The organism is Streptomyces sp. DG2A-72, assembly GCF_030499575.1.
GTDB lineage: Bacteria > Actinomycetota > Actinomycetes > Streptomycetales > Streptomycetaceae > Streptomyces.
This window is the reverse complement of the sequence record NZ_JASTLC010000001.1, coordinates 9,374,215-9,391,474: the sequence shown is the minus strand read 5'-3', so window position 1 is coordinate 9,391,474 and position 17,260 is coordinate 9,374,215. Positions and strand designations below refer to the sequence as shown.

At 70.6% G+C, this 17,260-nt stretch carries 15 protein-coding genes and 1 tRNA gene; 4 read left to right on the top strand and 12 right to left on the bottom strand.

What is annotated here, in order from left to right; translation table 11 throughout:
- Positions 1-218: 218 nt before the first annotated feature.
- The 3 genes from QQY66_RS44390 to QQY66_RS44380 form a co-directional block, all read right to left on the bottom strand.
- Positions 219-1,598 carry a DEAD/DEAH box helicase gene (locus QQY66_RS44390; RefSeq protein WP_301987702.1) on the bottom strand — a complete coding sequence of 460 codons (1,380 nt, stop codon included), beginning with the start codon at positions 1,596-1,598 and terminating at the stop codon, positions 219-221.
- 881 nt (positions 1,599-2,479) lie between these two features.
- A tRNA-Pro gene (locus QQY66_RS44385) sits at positions 2,480-2,556 on the bottom strand.
- Positions 2,557-2,599: 43 nt separating this feature from the next.
- Entirely contained in the window at positions 2,600-4,033 is a 1,434-nt protein-coding gene (locus tag QQY66_RS44380) for an MFS transporter (protein ID WP_301986131.1), read from the bottom strand.
- Between the two features lie 202 nt (positions 4,034-4,235).
- Between QQY66_RS44380 and QQY66_RS44375 the strand changes: the two genes are divergently transcribed.
- Entirely contained in the window at positions 4,236-4,814 is a 579-nt protein-coding gene (locus QQY66_RS44375; protein WP_301986130.1) for a TetR/AcrR family transcriptional regulator, read from the top strand.
- A 338-nt stretch (positions 4,815-5,152) separates the two neighbouring features.
- Here QQY66_RS44375 and QQY66_RS50675 read toward each other — a convergent pair whose 3' ends face one another.
- From QQY66_RS50675 to QQY66_RS44340, 8 genes are all read right to left on the bottom strand, one after another.
- Positions 5,153-5,410, bottom strand: coding sequence for a hypothetical protein (locus QQY66_RS50675; RefSeq protein ID WP_367667044.1), 258 nt, complete (start codon positions 5,408-5,410; stop codon positions 5,153-5,155).
- Entirely contained in the window at positions 5,380-5,895 is a 516-nt protein-coding gene (locus QQY66_RS50670; protein WP_367667043.1) for an MFS transporter, read from the bottom strand. Before QQY66_RS50670 ends, QQY66_RS50675 begins: the two co-directional genes overlap by 31 nt.
- Before the next feature lie 73 nt (positions 5,896-5,968).
- Positions 5,969-6,919 (bottom strand): VOC family protein, encoded by a 951-nt coding sequence (locus QQY66_RS44365; RefSeq protein WP_301986129.1) that lies wholly within the window; start codon positions 6,917-6,919, stop codon positions 5,969-5,971.
- Positions 6,900-7,982: a 4-oxalomesaconate tautomerase gene (locus QQY66_RS44360; RefSeq protein WP_301987701.1), complete on the bottom strand. Its 1,083-nt coding sequence runs from the start codon at positions 7,980-7,982 to the stop codon at positions 6,900-6,902. Before QQY66_RS44360 ends, QQY66_RS44365 begins: the two co-directional genes overlap by 20 nt.
- A gap of 26 nt (positions 7,983-8,008) precedes the next feature.
- Positions 8,009-8,713 carry a 4-carboxy-4-hydroxy-2-oxoadipate aldolase/oxaloacetate decarboxylase gene (locus QQY66_RS44355; RefSeq protein ID WP_301986128.1) on the bottom strand — a complete coding sequence of 235 codons (705 nt, stop codon included), beginning with the start codon at positions 8,711-8,713 and terminating at the stop codon, positions 8,009-8,011.
- Positions 8,710-9,468 (bottom strand): PIG-L deacetylase family protein, encoded by a 759-nt coding sequence (locus QQY66_RS44350; protein ID WP_301986127.1) that lies wholly within the window; start codon positions 9,466-9,468, stop codon positions 8,710-8,712. Before QQY66_RS44350 ends, QQY66_RS44355 begins: the two co-directional genes overlap by 4 nt.
- A gap of 46 nt (positions 9,469-9,514) precedes the next feature.
- The gene (locus QQY66_RS44345) at positions 9,515-10,165 is read right to left on the bottom strand and encodes a GntR family transcriptional regulator (RefSeq protein ID WP_301986126.1); all 651 of its coding nucleotides are present in this window, start codon (positions 10,163-10,165) and stop codon (positions 9,515-9,517) included.
- Positions 10,166-10,274: 109 nt separating this feature from the next.
- A complete protein-coding gene (locus QQY66_RS44340; protein ID WP_301986125.1) occupies positions 10,275-11,129 on the bottom strand; it encodes a LysR family transcriptional regulator in 855 nt (284 codons plus the stop codon).
- Positions 11,130-11,197: 68 nt separating this feature from the next.
- Here QQY66_RS44340 and QQY66_RS44335 point away from each other — a divergent pair, with 68 nt between their 5' ends.
- A complete protein-coding gene (locus tag QQY66_RS44335; RefSeq protein ID WP_301986124.1) occupies positions 11,198-12,097 on the top strand; it encodes a DMT family transporter in 900 nt (299 codons plus the stop codon).
- Between the two features lie 121 nt (positions 12,098-12,218).
- Entirely contained in the window at positions 12,219-15,320 is a 3,102-nt protein-coding gene (locus QQY66_RS44330) for a beta-N-acetylglucosaminidase domain-containing protein (protein WP_301986123.1), read from the top strand.
- Positions 15,321-15,432: 112 nt separating this feature from the next.
- Here QQY66_RS44330 and QQY66_RS44325 read toward each other — a convergent pair whose 3' ends face one another.
- Complete coding sequence (locus tag QQY66_RS44325) at positions 15,433-16,197, bottom strand: SIS domain-containing protein (RefSeq protein ID WP_301986122.1); 765 nt, start codon at positions 16,195-16,197, stop codon at positions 15,433-15,435.
- 158 nt (positions 16,198-16,355) lie between these two features.
- On the opposite strand from QQY66_RS44325, the gene QQY66_RS44320 reads away from it, so the two are divergent.
- A complete protein-coding gene (locus QQY66_RS44320) occupies positions 16,356-17,240 on the top strand; it encodes a MurR/RpiR family transcriptional regulator (protein ID WP_301986121.1) in 885 nt (294 codons plus the stop codon).
- Positions 17,241-17,260: the final 20 nt, after the last annotated feature.

Genomic DNA, 17,260 nt, shown 5'->3' with positions numbered 1-17,260 from the left:
AGACCGTCCCCATGCCGCCCGCGCCCGGCTCTCGCTCGACGATGTGGACACCGATCCGCTGTGGCAGGTCCGCGCCGTGCTCCATCACCTGCACACCTCCCCCTGCGCACGGTCACCCGTACGTGACGTCGTCCGGTGCACCCCGGCCGATCTCCGGTCCCGCGTATCCGTCCAGCAGCGTAGACGGAGACACCGCCCTGCAGTCCGGGAAGCCGGGCTCAGCCGCCGCGCCGCACCCGGGCCGCCTTGCGGGCTTCCGCGAGCTTGCGGGCCTCGCTGCTCTTGCTGGACGACCTGCCGCCGGAGCCGCCCTTCGCGTCCTTCGTGCTGCCCAGGCCGCGGAACGGGGCGTTGTGGTTCTTGGGACGCGGTACGGCCGGCCCGCCGACGAGAAGCTTCCCGGAGGGTGCTTTGGCGCCGGTGATCTGGCTTAGCTCCGCCTCGCCGGACCGCACTTTGGTGACCTTGGGGACGACGTCGGCGTCCGCCATGACCTGGCTCGTCTCGCGGCGCTGTCCCGACAGGACGAGTGTCACGACGGTGCCGGAGCGGCCTGCCCGGGCCGTGCGGCCCGCGCGGTGCAGATAGTCCTTCGGGTCGATGGCCGGGTCGACGTTGACCACGAGGTCGAGGTCGTCGACGTGCAGGCCGCGCGCGGCGACGTTCGTCGCTACCAGCGCGGTGACCTGCCCGTTCTTGAACTGGGCCAGAGTCCGGATGCGCTGCGGCTGGGACTTCCCGCTGTGCAGGGCGGCGGCGGCCACGCCGCTGGCCCGCAGATGCCGCGTGAGCTGGTCGACGCCGTGCTTGGTGTCCAGGAACAGCAGGACGCGGCCGTCGCGAGCGGCGATCTCCGTGGTCACGGCGTACCGGTCCGGGCCGTGCACCACGAAGACGTGGTGCTCGATCGCGGAGACCGCGCTGGACGAGGGGTCCACGGAGTGGACGACGGGGTCACGCAGGTAGCACTGCACCAGCTGGTCGACGTCGCGGTCGAGGGTGGCGGAGAACAGCATCCGCTGCCCGTCGGGAGGTACCTGGTCCAGGATCTCGGTGACCTGCGGCAGGAACCCCATGTCACACATCTGGTCGGCCTCGTCCAGGACCGCGATGCGCACCCGTCCCAGTCGGCAGCCCTTGCGCTCGATGAGGTCGTGCAGCCGACCGGGCGTGGCGACGACGATCTCGGCGCCATCCCGCAGCACGGCGGCCTGCCGTCCGATGGACACTCCGCCCACCACGGTCGCGAGCCGCAGCCGCAGCGCCTCGGCATACGGGGTGAGCGCCTCACCGACCTGCTGCGCCAGCTCCCTGGTGGGCACCAGAACGAGCGCCAGCGGCTCTTTCGGCTGCGCGCGCTGCCCGGCCGTCCGGGCGAGCATCCCCAGGCCGAAGGCGAGCGTCTTGCCGGATCCTGTGCGGGCCCGGCCCAGGACGTCCCGTCCCGCGAGCGCGTTCGGCAGCGCCGCCGCCTGAATGGGGAAGGGCACAGTCACACCGTGCTCATCGAGCACCCGCAGAACCTCGGCCGGCAAGCCCAGCTGGGCGAAGGACGCCGCCCCGGGCACTGCCGAAGTGGCGCCCGACGCCTCGGACACATCGTTCTGCTGCCGGGCATCGGCACATGCTGATTCGCTCACAGAAAGCCTTCCTCCGAAGGGACCGTACCGAGGAAGGCGCGGCAGGGACGCGGCCACCAGCCAGAGACACCGAACGGAGCACCGACACAGCGACGCTGCAAACGCACAACGTTAGCACGGGGCACACCGCCCTGGGCTCCCGTGGTCGCGCCGCTCAGCCGAGGAACGACAGCCGGACCTGCCTGTGCGGATTGCCTCGACGCGCCTGGATCACAAGGCCTCCACCTGTAAAGACGGCCCTGACCTGGACCTTGTGGACGCCAGAGGACGCTTCGAACAACCTGCGCCATGTGGTGCCACAGGGACACTCTCAGCATCGACGCCCAGCACGGCCCCCGCCACCAAGATCCGGACCAGGAACGGACCAACTTCGCTTCTTCTCCGGCGATTTCACTCATTTCCTCAGGTCAGCGGCGGATTGGGCCGTGTACCACCAGCAGACGAAGAATCCGCTGGTACCGGCGTCGGACAACTTCACGCGGTTCCCGAACCGCAGCCCTTGGCATGCGGCCAGGGAAACACTCTGGTCTCGGCAGGCAGAGACCGCGTGGTGGTCGCGTGTGGTCGCATGAGAATGGAGGTGTCGGCCCTTCCCTCCGCCTCCAGTAGGCGATCCCCATGCGCCACCACCGACCGCGGCCGCGTCTACCGCAGATGCGGCCGTTGAGACACCCACCGCCGCCAGCTCGGAGCGCACTGCGGCCCACTTGCCGGGCACCTGCACCACCGCGAACCGGCCCGACACCCGGCCCGCGACCACACTGCGACCACCAGCCCTCCAGGAAGACGAAAAGCCGCCCTCCCATAACGAGAGAACGGCCTCCGACCTGCATCAAAGCTGGTCGGGACGACAGGATTTGAACCTGCGACCCCTTGACCCCCAGTCAAGTGCGCTACCAAGCTGCGCCACGTCCCGGCTGCGCGTCCCGCGGTGTCCCGTGAGAACGCGCAGGTCAACCCTAACGCACGCGTACGGGTGCTGACGCCGTGTCCTCGGCGGCGCGGGCCCGCGCGGTCAGGCCGGAGGCCCGTCCGACCGGGACCAGCAGGGCCGCCAGTGCCGCGGCCAGGCACAGCAGGGCCAGCAGGGCGAAGCCGTGGGTGTAGCCGGATTCGTAGGGCAGGCCGGAGGGTTGGAGCCGGCCGGTGACCAGGACGCTGGTGACCGCGGCGCCGATGGAGCCGCCGATCGTGCGGATGTTGGCGTTCATGCCGGTCGCGGCGCCGGTCTGGTCGGCCGGGACGTTGCCCACGATCAGGTTGGCCATCGAGGCGAAGGCCAGTCCGATGCCGAGGCCGAACACGCCTGCCACAAGGGCGACTTGCCACTGCTCGTCGTGCCAGAGGGCGAGGAAGCCGCAGGCGAGCGCGCCGAGCGACGCACCTGCTGTGAGCAGTGTCTTGGCGCCCAGGACCGGTTCCAGGCGGCCGCTCAGCACGCCGGAGAAGAACATGGCGACGAGCATCGGCAGCATGAGCAGTCCGGCGGCGGTGACGCTGGAGCCGAAGCCGTATCCGGCGGAGCCGGGGGTCTGTACGAAACCGGGGAGGAAGGACCAGATCGCGTACATGCCCGCGCCGAACAGCAGCGCGGCGGTGTTGGTGGTCCACACGGCGGGCAGCCGCATCACGCGCAGGTCGATCAGCGGCGTGCGCGAGCGGTCCTCGGCGAAAAGCCACAGCGCGAAGAGCACTACGGCGGCGGCGAACAGGCCGATCACCCCGGCCGAGCCCCAGCCCCAGACGCTCGCCTGGCTGAGCGGCAGCAGCAGAGCGACCAGCCAGGCCGACAGCAGCCCGGCGCCGAGCCAATTGACGTTCCCCGCAGCCCGGTTGGGCGACTCGGGTACGTAGCGCAGGGCGATCAGCGTGGTGACGGCCACGATCGCCACGGGGATCCAGAACAGCCAGCGGTAGTCGAGCGCGGACACGATGGGTCCGGCCGCGACCATGCCGACGCCGCCGCCCGCGGCGATCACCGCGGACAGGTTGCTGATGATGCCGCTCACCTGGGACGGGGCGAACTCGTCCCGGATGATCCCGAAGGAGAGCGGGAGCAGCGCGCCGCCGACGCCCTGGACGACCCGGGCGACGATCAGTACGCCGATGGTCGGCGCGAGGGCGGCGAGCAGACAGCCGAGGGACACGATGGACAGGACGGCGACGAGGGTGCGTTTCTTGCCGATCAGGTCGCCGACGCGGCCCAGGATGGGCGTGAAGATCGAGGCGGACAGCAGATACGCCGTCATCACCCAGGTCGCGGTGGCCTGCGAGGTGTCGAGCGCGTGCTGGACGGTCGGCAGGGCGGGCGCGATCAGTGACTGCAGCATGGCGAACACGCCGGCACCGCTCGCGAGGACCGCGAAGGTGAGACGGGTGGACTTGCGGGGCATGGAGAGCCTCTCCGAATCCGAACAGGGTGCGGCCGAGAGCGTCCGGTCGCGGACGAGTGTGAGGGGAAGAGAGTGAGGGGTCTTCGCGTCGGAGACGTCACGCGTCCACGGCGAACGGACCCCGCACTGCTAAAGTGGAGGCACCCCTCCACTGTAGCGGAGGCGAACCTCCGCTTCAACCTGTCCGCCCCGGGAGGCAGCAGTGACGGCCCAGCCGTACCCCGTCAGCGAGATCGTCGCGTCGCGCCGGCCGCACCGTAAGGACGCCGCGCGCAACTACGACGCGCTGCTGGTGGCCGCCCGTGAGGCGTTCGCCGAGCACGGAGCGGAGGCCTCCCTGGAGGACATCGCACGGCGGGCGGGTGTCGGCATCGGCACGCTGTACCGGAACTTCCCGACCCGCCGCCATCTGTTCGAGAGCGTGTACGCGAGCGAAGTGAACGACCTGTGCCAGGTCGCCGAGGAGGTCGCCGGCCAGGGGCCGTGGGAGGCGCTGACCTCGTGGCTGCGGCGATTCGTCGACTACACCGTCACCAAGCGGGCCATCCGCGAGGCCCTCAACAACGAGTCGGAGATCTTCCTGGCCTGCCGGGAGTCGATGTACGCGGCGGGCGGCCCGCTGTTCCAGCGGGCGCAGGAGGCGGGCGAGGCGCGCAAGGACATGGACTTCGACGACCTGCTGCGGATGGTCTCGGGCATCACCGCGACGAACTTCCTCGACGAGGCCCAGCGCGACCGCGTACTGACCGTCGCGCTCGACGGCGTACGGGCCAGGGACTGAGCACTCCCCCGGCCAGGGCAGGCCGTGAGCCGCTGAGCGAGCACGTCAGCGATGCCGATGAAGACCATGGAGGAGAGGCGAGCCAGGGGCCGAAGACGGCACCGAAGCGGCCCATGCCGGAGGTCCAGCCGACGGCGGTGGCACGGCTGTCCGGGGTGGAGCGGATGGAGACGGTCGCGTAGATCATCGTCTGGGCGCTGTTGAGGAAGACACCGGTGAGGAAGACGACGATCATCGTCACGCTCATCGGCATGTGGACACTATGCCCACGATGCCGCCGAGATTGAAGACGACCACGAAGGACAGGGCGGAGCCCAGCTCGTAGCCCTCGGCGCGCATCAGGGTGGGCAGCCAGGTGGTGACGCCGTAGACGAGCAGCAGTCCGCCGAAGGAGGCCGCCAGTGGAGCAGGGTCTGGAACCACTCGCCGCCGCCGAAGAGGTTGACCAGGTTGGTCCAGCGGTCCGCCGCGCCCTGCTTGCCGGACTTGACGGCGGGCAGGGCGACGTCGTACCGGGCGGCCGGCTCGCGGGCCTCCTCGCTGCGGCCCTTGGCGACGAGGAAGCTCAGCGACTCGGGCAGGAACCTGGCGAGCACCGGGCGAAGAGCAGCGGGAGCACGCAGACCCAGAACGCGGCACGCCAGCCGACCGGTTCCACGAGCCACTTGGCGACGTAGGCCGACAGGATGCCGCCCGCGTGGTGGGCGGTCATCAGCAGGCCGATGATGATCGCGCCGCGACCGCGCGGGGCGTAGTCGGACACCATGCTGATCGCGGTCGGCAGCAGTCCGCCGGGGCCGACGCCCGCCAGGGTCCGGCCGAGGCCGAACACGGCGACGCTGTCCGCGATGGCGCACACACCGCAGGCCGGCGAGAAGAGCACCACGCAGGAGACCATGAGCTTCTTGCGCCCGATCCGGTCCGCGACGGTTCCCGTGGTCAGGGCACCGACCAGCATGCCGAAGGCGGCGTAGCTGCCGAGGTCGCCGGCCTGGTCCGGGGTGAGGTCGAAGGTCTTCGTCTCCAGCAGGTGCGGGAGCACCGAGCCGTAGACGAAGATGTCGAGGCCGTCGAAGAGCACGGCCAGCCGGCACAGTGGTTACTTCTCGTACGTGGTGCGCCAGACGCTGAGGAGCCGACGGCCAACAGTCGGCTCAGCCGACCGGCGGCGTCCCGTGCGTGTGGAACGACTCGATGGTCTTCAGACCCCAGGCCTGGCCCTTCTTCCGCTCCTCCTCGGTCCAGGTGATCAGCGGCCAGTCGGGAGCCAGGACCAGCCGCGTGAGCGGGTTGCACAGCTCGATGCGGTTGCCGCCCGGCTCGTAGACGTAGAGGAAGAACGTCTGCTGGATGGCGTGCTTGTGCGGGCCGGTCTCGATGAACACACCGCTGTCGATGGCGAGATCGGCGGCGCGCAGGATCTCCTCGCGGGTGTCCGTCGCGAAGGCGATGTGGTGCAGTCGGCCGGTGGAGCCGGTCCAGTCCGAGGTGTAGACGACGTCGTACGACTTGTTGGTGAAGGTCAGCCAGCGGGCCGCGATCTTCCCCGTGTCGAGCCGGATCTGCTCCGTGGGTCGTGCGCCGAGGAGCTGTTCCTGGAACTCCGCGTTGGCCAGTACGTCGGCGGCGAGGAAGTTGATGTGGTCGAGCCGGCGTACGCCCACGCCCCGGTTGGGCTTGGCCTGGGGCTGGTTCTTCAGCGCGGGCCGCAACTCCTCGGGGGCTTCGTAGTGTTGGCTCTCCCAGTACAACGCGTGCTCGTGGCCGTCCGGGTCGGTCGTGACATAGAGCTTGCCGAGGCCGGGCTCGTCCTCGACCCATGTGCCGGAACCCCCGGCGTCCTCGATCGCGCTGACGCGCCGCTGAAGGGCCTCCTCGCTGGAGGTGCGCAGTGCGAGCCGGCCGAGGCCCGGCTGCTCGCGGGCGGTGAGCACCAGGCTGTGGTGCTCGTAGTCGTCGAAGGTCCGCAGGTAGACGGTGTCCGACTGCTGCCCGTTGCCGGTCAGGCCCAGGTAGTCGGTGAAGAAGGCGACACTGGCGTCCAGGTCCGGGGTGAACAGCTGGGCGTGGCCGACATGGGCGATGTCACCGAGCGGCGGGGTCATGGTGTGCCTCCGAGCGGTGGTACGGCAGCGCGGGGAAGACGGTGCCGTCGAAGATCTTCCGTGCGGTGCGCACGACGGCGGTGCGGCGGACCACGGGAGCGGTCTGTGCGGATCCGGGCTCCACGCAGGTTTCGATGTCGAGGAATCCGGTGGGGTGCTCGATGCGTACGCGGTCGCCCTGCCTGGGAGGCTCCGCGATCCCCTCCCCCACGCCGCCGGGCACGAGAAGCCCCGCCGCCACGCTCGCGGCGCCCAGCACGCCGATGGAGGTGTGGCAGCGGACGGGGATGAAGGTGCGGGTCGTCACCGCACCGCCGTCCCGGGGCGGCGCGAGCAGGCTGAGCTTGGGCACGGTGGCACCGTCCACATCGCCGAGGCCCATCGACTTCCCTGCCGCCAGCCGGATTTCGCGCAGCCGGCCGGCGAGGGCGACGTCCTCCTCCAGGTCCTTGGGCGCCTCGTAGCCGGTGACGCCCAGGGCGGAGGCGGGGATCAGCACGGTCGGCATCCCGTTGTCCACGCAGGTGACCTCGGTACCGGCGACGGTGTCGCGGACGTGACCGGTGGGCAGCAGCGGGCCGGCGCCCGGCGGGAACTCGATCACGACGGCAGCGGCGGTGCCCGGCACGCCGGAGATCTCCGCGGAGCCGGTGTAATCGACCCGGCCACCAGGGGTGGGGAAGGTCGCGACGGCCAGCTCTCCGGTGTTGAGCATCCGGATCCGTACGGTCGTCTCGGCGTCGTCCGCGTCGACCAGGCCGCGTTCCACGGCGAAGGGGCCGACCCCGGCGAGGATGTTGCCGCAGTTCTGCCGGTCCGTCACTTCGGGGCGTTCGACGGCGACTTGGAGGAACAGGTAGTCGACGTCCGCCTCGGGGCCGGTCGAGCGGGAGATGACGGCCACCTTGCTGGTGAGCGGGTGCGCGCCGCCCAGGCCGTCGATCTGGCGCGGGTCGGGGCTGCCCATGACCCGCAGCAGCAGGTCGTCGCGGTCACCGGGATCGGCGGGCAGGTCCCCGGCGAGGAAGTAGGCGCCCTTGGAGGTGCCGCCGCGCATCAGCATGCAGCGCACCTCCTCGGGCCCGCGGCTCACGACCGCTCCCCCGTGTATTCCTCGTACGTCTGGTACTCGACGCCGAGCCGCTGCAACGTCTCCCGCAACCCGTAGCGGTCCAGGCCCAGTTCACCGTCGAGGAAGGCGGCGCGGGACGTGGCCTCCTTGGCCTCGCGGGCCTCGGACGCCTCGACGGTGGCGTGGGCACGCTCGCGCGGGACGACCACCACGCCGTCGTCGTCGGCGAGGATCACATCACCGGGACGGATCACCTGGCCGTCGATGGCGATCGGTACGTTGACCGAGCCGCCGGTGGCCTTGACCGTGCCCTGCGCGGAGACCGCCCGGGACCAGGCCGGGAAGTCCATCTCGCGCAGCTCCTGGGTGTCGCGGACACCGGCGTTGATGACCAGGCCGCGGACGCCCCGCCGTTGCAGCGCGGTGGCGAACAGTTCGCCGAACATGCCGTCGGTGGACGGGGAGGTGGTGGTAACGACGAGGAGGTCGCCCTCACCGCACTGCTCGACGGCCGCATGGATCATGAGGTTGTCGCCGGGCCAGCTGAGCACGGTGACGGCCGTACCGGCGACGCGCACGCCCTGCTGGATGGGGCGGATGCCGGGGCCGAGCAGACCGGTGCGCCCCAGCGCCTCGCTCACGGTGGCCACGCCGAATCCGGCGAGCGCCGCGACGTCCTTGGCGTCGGCCTTCGGCGGGTCGGTGACGATCACGCCGCTCATGCCAGCTCCTTCGCTATCTGCGGGTAGGGACGCATGAACGCCTCGGCCAGGGTCTTGTGGGCGAGGCCCAGGTTGGGTCCGGCGTTGCGCTTGAGCTGGACGCCGCGGCGTACGGCGAGGTCGGTGTAGTAGTCCCACAGGTGCTGCTGGGCGCCGAGGCACTCCATCGCCTTGCGCTTGGTGTCCCACACCTGGGTGATGTCGAGCAGGACCTCGGGCTTGAAACCGCTCATCTCGGGCTGGTGCGGCTCGAAGTAGAAGACCGGCGGGGCGCCGATGATGTCGCCCTCGCCCGGGTAGCCGATGGCCTGGGCGAGGATCCGGGCTTCCAGCGCCATGCGGTTGGCGGCCGGGTGGTCGCCGTTGTACGGGTCCTCCGTCGGGTGGGTGAGGACGACATCGGGCTGCGTCTCGCGGTAGACCTCGACGAGCCGGTCGGTCAACTCCGCAGTGGGGACCAGGGGATAGTCGCCGGCGTCGAAGAAGCGGACCTCGGCCCCGAGGGTTTCGGCGGCACGCTCGGCCTCGTCCCGGCGTATCGCCTTGATCTCCTCCAGCTGCTTGCCCTCGCGCCACGCCTTGGCGGACTCGCCGCGCTCGCCGAAGGTCAGGCAGGCGATGGTGACCTTCTCGCCCCGCGAGGCGGCCAGGGCGATGGCTCCACCGGCCCGCCACACGAAGTCCCCGGCATGCGCGGTGACGACGAGGGTCGACCGTGGTGGTGAGGTGGTGGCGGGCGCGTCGGCATGCGTCATTGCAGAAATCTCCCTGGTGGACAGAGGGGCGCCCGCCCCGCGTGCGTCAGTCGCGCAACGCGTCGATCACGCTGGTGAGGTGGGCGCGGACGGCCGCTTCGGCCGCCTGGGGGTCCCTGGCCCTGATCGCTTCGATCATCGCCAGATGCTCGTTCAGGGAGTGCTGCGGACGACCGGGCCGCAGTGCCAACTGGAAGCGGTGGCGCACCAGTTGGGCGTTGAGCCGCTCCAGCAGTGCCACGGCCGTGTGCTGGCCGGAGAACTCCCGGATCCTGGCGTGCAGTTCCTGGTTCAGCTCGGAGTACGTCATCGGCTCGCCGTCGGCCACGGCCTTGCTCATGGCCGTGCCGAGGTCCGTCAGTTCCATCAGCTGCTCGTCGCTCGCCGCGACGGCCGCCTTCGCCGCGCAGAGCCCTTCGAGGACCATGCGGCACTCGGTGATGGCGACCGCTTCCTCCACGGTCACCACCCGCACCCGCGAGCCACGGTTGCGGATCCGCTCCACGAGGCCCTGGGACTCCAGATCGATGAGTGCCGCTCGGATGCTCGCCCGTGTCACATCGAACTGCTCGGCGAGTTCGTTCTCCACCAGTCGCTGCGCCGGCGCCATCTCGCCGTGCAGGATCGCCTGCCGCAGCTGCGCGAGCGCATGCTGCTTGGCCTGCTCTCCGGTGCTCGGACGGGCCTGTTTCGGCATCGCGTGCCCTCCCTGAGTGAGTGCCTGTCGAACGTAAATCTAGCCAGACAGAATTGTCAACAATTTTGTCCGGCGTATTGCCACACGCCCCGCGGTACCGGTCGGCGCCTCAGCCCGTGCGGTACAGCTCGGTGACCAGTTCCATCACGGCCTGCGCGGCGGGATGCGGGTCGTCCCGCCACCAGGCGAGGCGTACGGCTATCGGCTCGGCGTCACGCACGGGGCGGTAGACGACGCCGGGCCTCGGATACTGGTTGGCGGTGGACTCGGCCGTGATGCCGATGCCGCGGCCCGCGGAGATCACGGTGAGCCAGTCGTCGATGTCGTGCGTCTCCTCGATGGCCGGGCGGGAGTCCGGCGGCCACAGGTCCGCGGTCGTGGTACCGGTGCGGCGGTCGACGAGGAGCGTGCGCCCGGCGAGGTCGGCCAGCCGGACCGAGCGGCGCCGGGCCAGCGGATCGTCACCGGCCACCGCGCACAGCCGCCGCTCCAGACCGACGATGGCCGACTCGAACCGCCGGTCGTCCACGGGCCGCCGTACGACCGCCAGATCGCAGGCGCCCTCCGCGAGTCCGGCCGTGCCCGAGTTGACGCGGACGAGGTGCAGATCGGTCTCCGGACGCAGGTCGGCCCAGCGGCGCTGGAAGGCGACGGTGTGCCGGCCGAGCGCGGACCAGGCGTAGCCGATCCGCAGCTGGGCATGGCCGGACGCGGCCTCCCGCACCAGGTCGTCCACGTCGGCGAGCACACGCCGGGCGTGCGCCACCACCCGCACCCCGGCCCCGGTCGCGGTCACCTCGCGCGAGGTCCGCCGCAACAGCCGTATGCCCAGGGCCTTTTCCAGCGAGGCCAGGGTGCGGGAGACGGCGGCCTGGGAGATGTCGAGGGCGAGGGCGGCGTCGGTGAAGGTGCCCTCGTCGACGATCGCGACGAGACAGCGCAGCTGCCTCAGTTCCACATCCATACGTCCAGCGTATAGATCGCGCTCCGGATGCATTTTACGCAAGTACGGAACCGGCGCACGATCGGAGCATGCAAGGAGCACCCGCACGCCCCGCCGCGTCCCTGTCCTCCGCCGCACCGCTCCCGGCCCAGAAGCGGCCTCCGCTCGCCGGAGTGGCCACGATGGCGGGCAGCGGGCTGTCCAACCAGATCGGAGCAGCGATCGGTTCCCTCGCGTTCCCCGTGATCGGTCCCGTCGGTGTCGTCGCGGTGCGCCAGTACGTCGCCGCGGCCGTCCTGCTGGCCGTGGGCAGGCCGCGGCTGCGGTCGTTCACCTGGCGGCAGTGGTGGCCGGTGCTGCTGCTGGCCGTGGTGTTCGGGACGATGAACCTGTCCCTGTACAGCGCCATCGACCGCATCGGCCTCGGGCTGGCGGTGACGCTGGAGTTCCTGGGTCCGCTGAGCATCGCGCTCGCGGCCACCCGACGGCGCCTGGACGCCTGCTGGGCACTGCTCGCCGCGGCGGGGGTCGTCGTCCTGATGCGACCGCAGCCGTCGGCCGACTATCTCGGCATGGGGCTGGCCCTGCTCGCGGCCCTGTGCTGGGCGTCGTACATCCTGCTCAACCGGACCGTCGGACGGCGTATCCCGGGAGCGCAGGGTTCGGCAGCCGCCGCCGGGCTGTCCGCGCTGATGTTCCTGCCGGTCGGGATCGTCGTGGCGGTCCAGCATCCGCCGACCGTGATGGCCGCCGGGTGTGCCGTGGCCGCGGGGGTGCTGTCCTCGGCGGTGCCGTATCTCGCCGACCTGTTCACGCTGCGCCGGGTGCCGGCACCGGCGTTCGGCCTGTTCATGAGCGTCAACCCGGTGCTCGCCGCCGTGGTCGGATGGGTCGTCCTCGGTCAGGGGCTGGGATGGACGGAGTGGGCGGGCATCACGGCGGTCGTCGCCGCGAACGCGCTCAGCATCCTCGCCCGGCCGAGCAAGTAGCCGAGCCTGGGGGCGTATTGATCAGCCCGTGAGGCGCTCTTGAATGTTTGATTCAGCGAATCTACCATCGCGCGGTGGATCCATTCATCCACTCATCATGGTTACGGAAGGGGATTCCCCCGTGTTCCCAGCCATTCGCCTCAGACGCCCGGCCGCCGTCCTGGCACTCGCCCTGACCCTGACGCTCCCCACTACCGCGACGGCTACGCCTTCAAGAGATGTGCCGCAGATATGGCCCGCCCCGCAGCACCTCAGCGCGGGACGGGGCCAACTCACCGTCCCTGAACGGGTCGTCGAGGTCGTCGGCCCCGGAACCGACCCCTCGGCCCGCCGCCTCGTCGAGTCCGTCCTGCGTGACGCCGGAGCCGACGAGATCGTCACGACCGACCGGCCTCCCGCCTCGGCCGCGCTCACCGTCTACGTCGGCGGCCCCGGCGAGAGCGGCGCCACCGGGCGGGCCCTCAAGGCTCTCGGCGCCCAGTCCCCGGCCGGTCTGCCGTCCGGCGGCTACGTCCTCGCGTCCGGCCGCAAGCACGGGCGGGCCCTCGTCGCCCTGTCCGGCGTCGACACCACGGGCACGTTCTATGCCGCGCAGACCCTGCGCCAACTCGTCGTCAAGGCGGGCGGATCCCGTGCCGCCCTTCCCGAGGTCACCGTACGGGACTGGCCGACGGCGCCCCTACGCGGAGTCGTCGAGGGCTTCTACGGCGCTCCCTGGTCGCACGCCGAGCGCCTCGCCCAACTCGACTTCTACGGCCGTACGAAGCAGAACGTCTACGTCTACTCCCCCAAGGACGACGCCTACTTGCGCGCCCGCTGGCGCGACACCTACCCGTCCGCTGAACTCGCCCGGCTCGCGGAACTGGTCGACCGGGCCGACGCCAACCACGTCCGCTTCACCTACGCCCTCTCCCCCGGACTGTCGGTCTGCTACTCCTCGGACGCCGACGTCAAGGCGCTCACCGCCAAGTTCGACTCGCTGTACGCCATCGGCGTCCGTTCCTTCGCGATACCGCTGGACGACATCAGCTACACGAAGTGGAACTGCGCCGCCGACGAGGAGGCGTTCGGCACCGGAGGCGGCGCGGCCGGCACCGCCCAGGCCCAGTTGCTCAACCGCGTCTGGCAGGAGTTCTCCGCCACGCACACCGGCCTCGAACCGCTGGAGATGGTCCCCACCGAGTACTCGGACCTGACCGACTCCCCCTACAAGACCGCGCTGCGGGAGAAGCTGGACCCCTCGGTCGTGGTCGAGTGGACCGGCGTCGGCGTGATCGCCCCGACCATCACCGCCGAACAGGTGCGCAAGGCCCGCGAGGTGTACGGCCACCCGATCCTGGTCTGGGACAACTACCCCGTCAACGACTACGCCACGAGCCGTCTGCTGCTCGGCCCCTACACCGGCCGTGAGCCCGGCGTCGCCGAAGAGGCGGTTGGCGTGACCGCCAACCCGATGGTCCAGGGCGAGGCGAGCCGGATCGCGCTGTTCACCTCGGCCGCCTATCTGTGGAACCCGCAGGGCTACGACCCACGGGCCGCGTTCCTCGCCTCCGTCCGTGACCTGGCGGGGCCCGCTGCGGCGAAGTGGCTGCGGATCTTCGCGGAGAACAACTACTCGTCACAGCTCGACCCCACCGAGTCGCCGACGCTGAGCCGACTGATCGCGGCCTTCCACAAGGCCTATGACCAGGACAGTGCTCTCGACCGGGCCGCCGCCGCGCTCAGGGCGTACTTCACGGACATGGCCGCCACACCGGCACAGTTGCGCGCCCGCCTCGCCAACCCCGGCTTCCTCGAAGAGACTTCGCCCTGGCTGGACAAGCTCGGCCGGTACGGCTCCGCGGGTCGGACGGCGGTGGACCTGCTGCTGGCGAGCAAGCGCGGCGACAGCGACGCGGTCACCACGTACTGGAACCGGCTCAGGGCCGAGCGCAAGGCGCTGGACGCCGTGCCCCAGCAGGTCTCGCCTGGAGTGATGGACCAGTTCCTCTACACGACGATGCTTCGGACCGCGCCCGATCCCGGCGTCGACCTCTCCTTCGAGCCCGGTTCCCTCACCCTGAAGCCGGGCGAGTCCGAGACGGTCACGCTGGCTCTGTCCGACAAGCGCTCGACCACCGCCAAGACGGTCTCCTGGAAGCTCGACGTTCCCGAGGGCGTCACAGCCTCCCCTGCCGAGGGCACTGCCACCGTCCCGGCGGGCGGCGCCGCTTCCGTCACGGTCAGGTTCTCCGCGCAGGAGGGCGCCGGGGAAGGCGTGCGGTCCGTGGTCGCCACCGGCACCGGCGCCCTCGACCGGGCGATCCCGGTCCAGGTCACCGACGGATCCGGCTCGTCCAGAGCGCTGACGGCCAACTTCAGTGGCGCGTCGGTCAGTTCGGTCGACCTCTCCTCCGGCAAGAGCACGGAGATCGCCGTCGGGAACAACCCCGGTGAGGTGGTCGTGAGTGTGGACGGGCGCACCGCCTACGCCGCCAACCAGGGCTCGAACACCGTCAGCGTGATCGATGTGGCGGACGGCAAGGTCACCGCCACCGTCGCGGTGGGGCGCGTCCCGGCCGGGCTGGCACTCACGCCGGACGGCGGCACGCTCTGGGTCGCGAACTACTCCGACGGCACGGTGCAGCCCGTGGACACCGCAACGCTGCGGGCGGGTACGGCCGTTCCCGTGGGCTCCGGTCCGGAGAACATGGCGATCACGCCCGACGGGCGGACGCTGTATGTGGCCAACATCCACGACAACACGGTCAGTCCGGTCGACCTGGCCGCCCGGAAGAGCGGCACCGCGATCCCGGTCGGCCCCAGGCCCTTCAACGTCGTGGCCGCTCCCGACGGGAGGACGGTGTACGTGTCCAACTCCGGTGGCTCCACCGTCACTCCCATCGACACCGCCACGAACGACACCGAGCCGACACTCCTGGTCACCGGCCAGGCCTACGGACTCGGTCTGTCGCCGGACGGGCGGACCCTGTGGGTCAGCCCCAGCACCGGCGACAGCGTCACGCCCGTGGACACGGCGACCGGCGCGCCCGGAGCGAGGGTGACGGTCGGGAAGTCCGCCTTCGACGTCGGTCTGGACTGGAAGGGCGGTACGGCGTACGTCACCACCGCGGACGGCAATGCGCTGGTGCCGGTCGACACGGCGTCGGGGGCGGCGGGGGCGGCGTTCACCACGGGCGCCTATCCGCTGGCCGTGGCGCTGACGCCGGTACCCGTGCGGTAGCGCTCCGCTGGGTGCCGCGCTAGGTCGTTGAGCGTCTGCGGGTTCGTTGTGGCTGGTCGCGCCCACGCGGCGGAGCCGCATATCGATACAGCCCCGCGCCCTTTCGGGGCGCTCAACTGGCGGTGCGTCGGATTCGTCCGGCGTACCGCTTCTCCAGTTCCAGGTTGCTCTCGAAGCCGCCGGGCACGTTCGCCGAGACGTAGACCGGGGGGCGGTCGCCGGAGGCGAGAAGGAGGGAGGACGTTTCGGCGACCGCCATCTGGACCAGCATCACGCCGGTGAGCGTGGACAGGGCGCAGACGGCGCCGCCGCCGGGGAGTTCGAGGAGGGCGTCGCCGCGCGGGGCCGCGTTGTCGAGGACGACGTCGGCGAGGTCGGCGAGCTTCTTGCCGCTCGGGTGGGCGGCGGAGACGGCCCGGGTGTGGGTGAGGGAGGTGATGGCCAGGAGCCGGTGGCCTGCTTCCTTGGCGTGCAGGGCCATCTCGACGATGACGTTGTTGACGCCGGAGTTGGAGATGATGACGAAGAGGTCCTGAGGTCGGGGGGCGGCGAGGTCGTAGATCCGCTGGGCGACTCCGGCCTGGCGCTCCAGGAGCGGGTCGTCGAGGACGCTGGGCGGGTCACCCCCGTAGAGGACGAGGTCGGCGATGCTGAGTCGGTTCGTCGGCACCAACCCCCCGGCGCGGCCCGCGAGTTCGAGGACCATGGCCTGGGAGTGGCCGGTGCCGAAGGCCTGGATGACGCCGTCCGAGCGCACGCACTGGGCGATCAGCTCGGCGGCGCGTGTCACCTCTCCGCCGGCGGACTCGGTGATGCGGTCGAGGGCGGCCATGCCCTCGCGGGCGAAGCCCTGGGCACTCACGGACTCGACGGACACGGGACACTCCCCACTGGTGGATTGAACCACCTCACACAACATCACAGATGAATCAATAAATCACACGCCGTGGGGTGCGGGCAACGAGGGAGTGGACGCGTGCGGATGGGTCCTGGAATTCAATCGGTGACATGAATGGTGGCTGTTACCTTCGTCGTATGCCTGCGACGGACGTCACCACACTGATCCGCACCGAACTGCCCCGGCTGGCCGGCTCGCTGCGGAAGGTCGGCGAGCTGATCCTGGAGGATCCGGCCGCCGTCACCCACTGCTCGGCCGCCGAGCTGGGCCGCCGGACCGGTACCTCCCAGGCGACGGTGACCCGGTTCTGCCGGGCCATCGGGCTCGACTCCTACCAGCATCTGCTGATCGAACTGGCCCAGGAGCGCGGCCGCGGCGAGGTCTCGGACTGGGGCACCGCCGAGATCGGCCCCGACATCTCCCCCGACGACAGCCTGGAACGGGTCGTGCAGGTCGTCGGCACCGCGGATCTGCGCGCGGTCCAGCAGACCATCGACCGGATGGATCTCGACGCGATCGAGCGCGCGGCCCAAGCCACCGCGCGGGCCCGTCGTATCGACGTCTACGGCGTCGGCGGCAGCGGGGCCCTGGCGCAGGAGACCGAGACCCGGCTGTTCCGCATCGGCTGCGCGGTGCGCGGCTGGACAGAGGTGCATGGCGCGGCCACCTCCGCCGCCCTGCTCACCCCGGCGGACGTCGCCGTCGGCATCTCGCACTCCGGGGCGACGCGGGAGACCATCGAGCCGTTCGAGCTGGCCAAGGAGCGCGGCGCCACCACCGTGGCGGTCACTTCCGACCCCCGTTCCCCGCTGGCGAAAGCCGCCGACATCCGGCTCATCATCTCGCCCTCGGAGACCAGTTTCCGCACCGAGAGCATCGGCAGCCGGCACTCCGCCCTGCTCCTCATCGACTGCCTGTACGTCCGCGTCGCCCAGCTCTCCTACCAGCGGGCCAGCGCCTCCCTGGCACTGACCGACCACATCACTCCGCAGCATGCGGTGAAGTCCCGGCGCACCCGCTGAGCGTGATCGGTCGGCGTGAC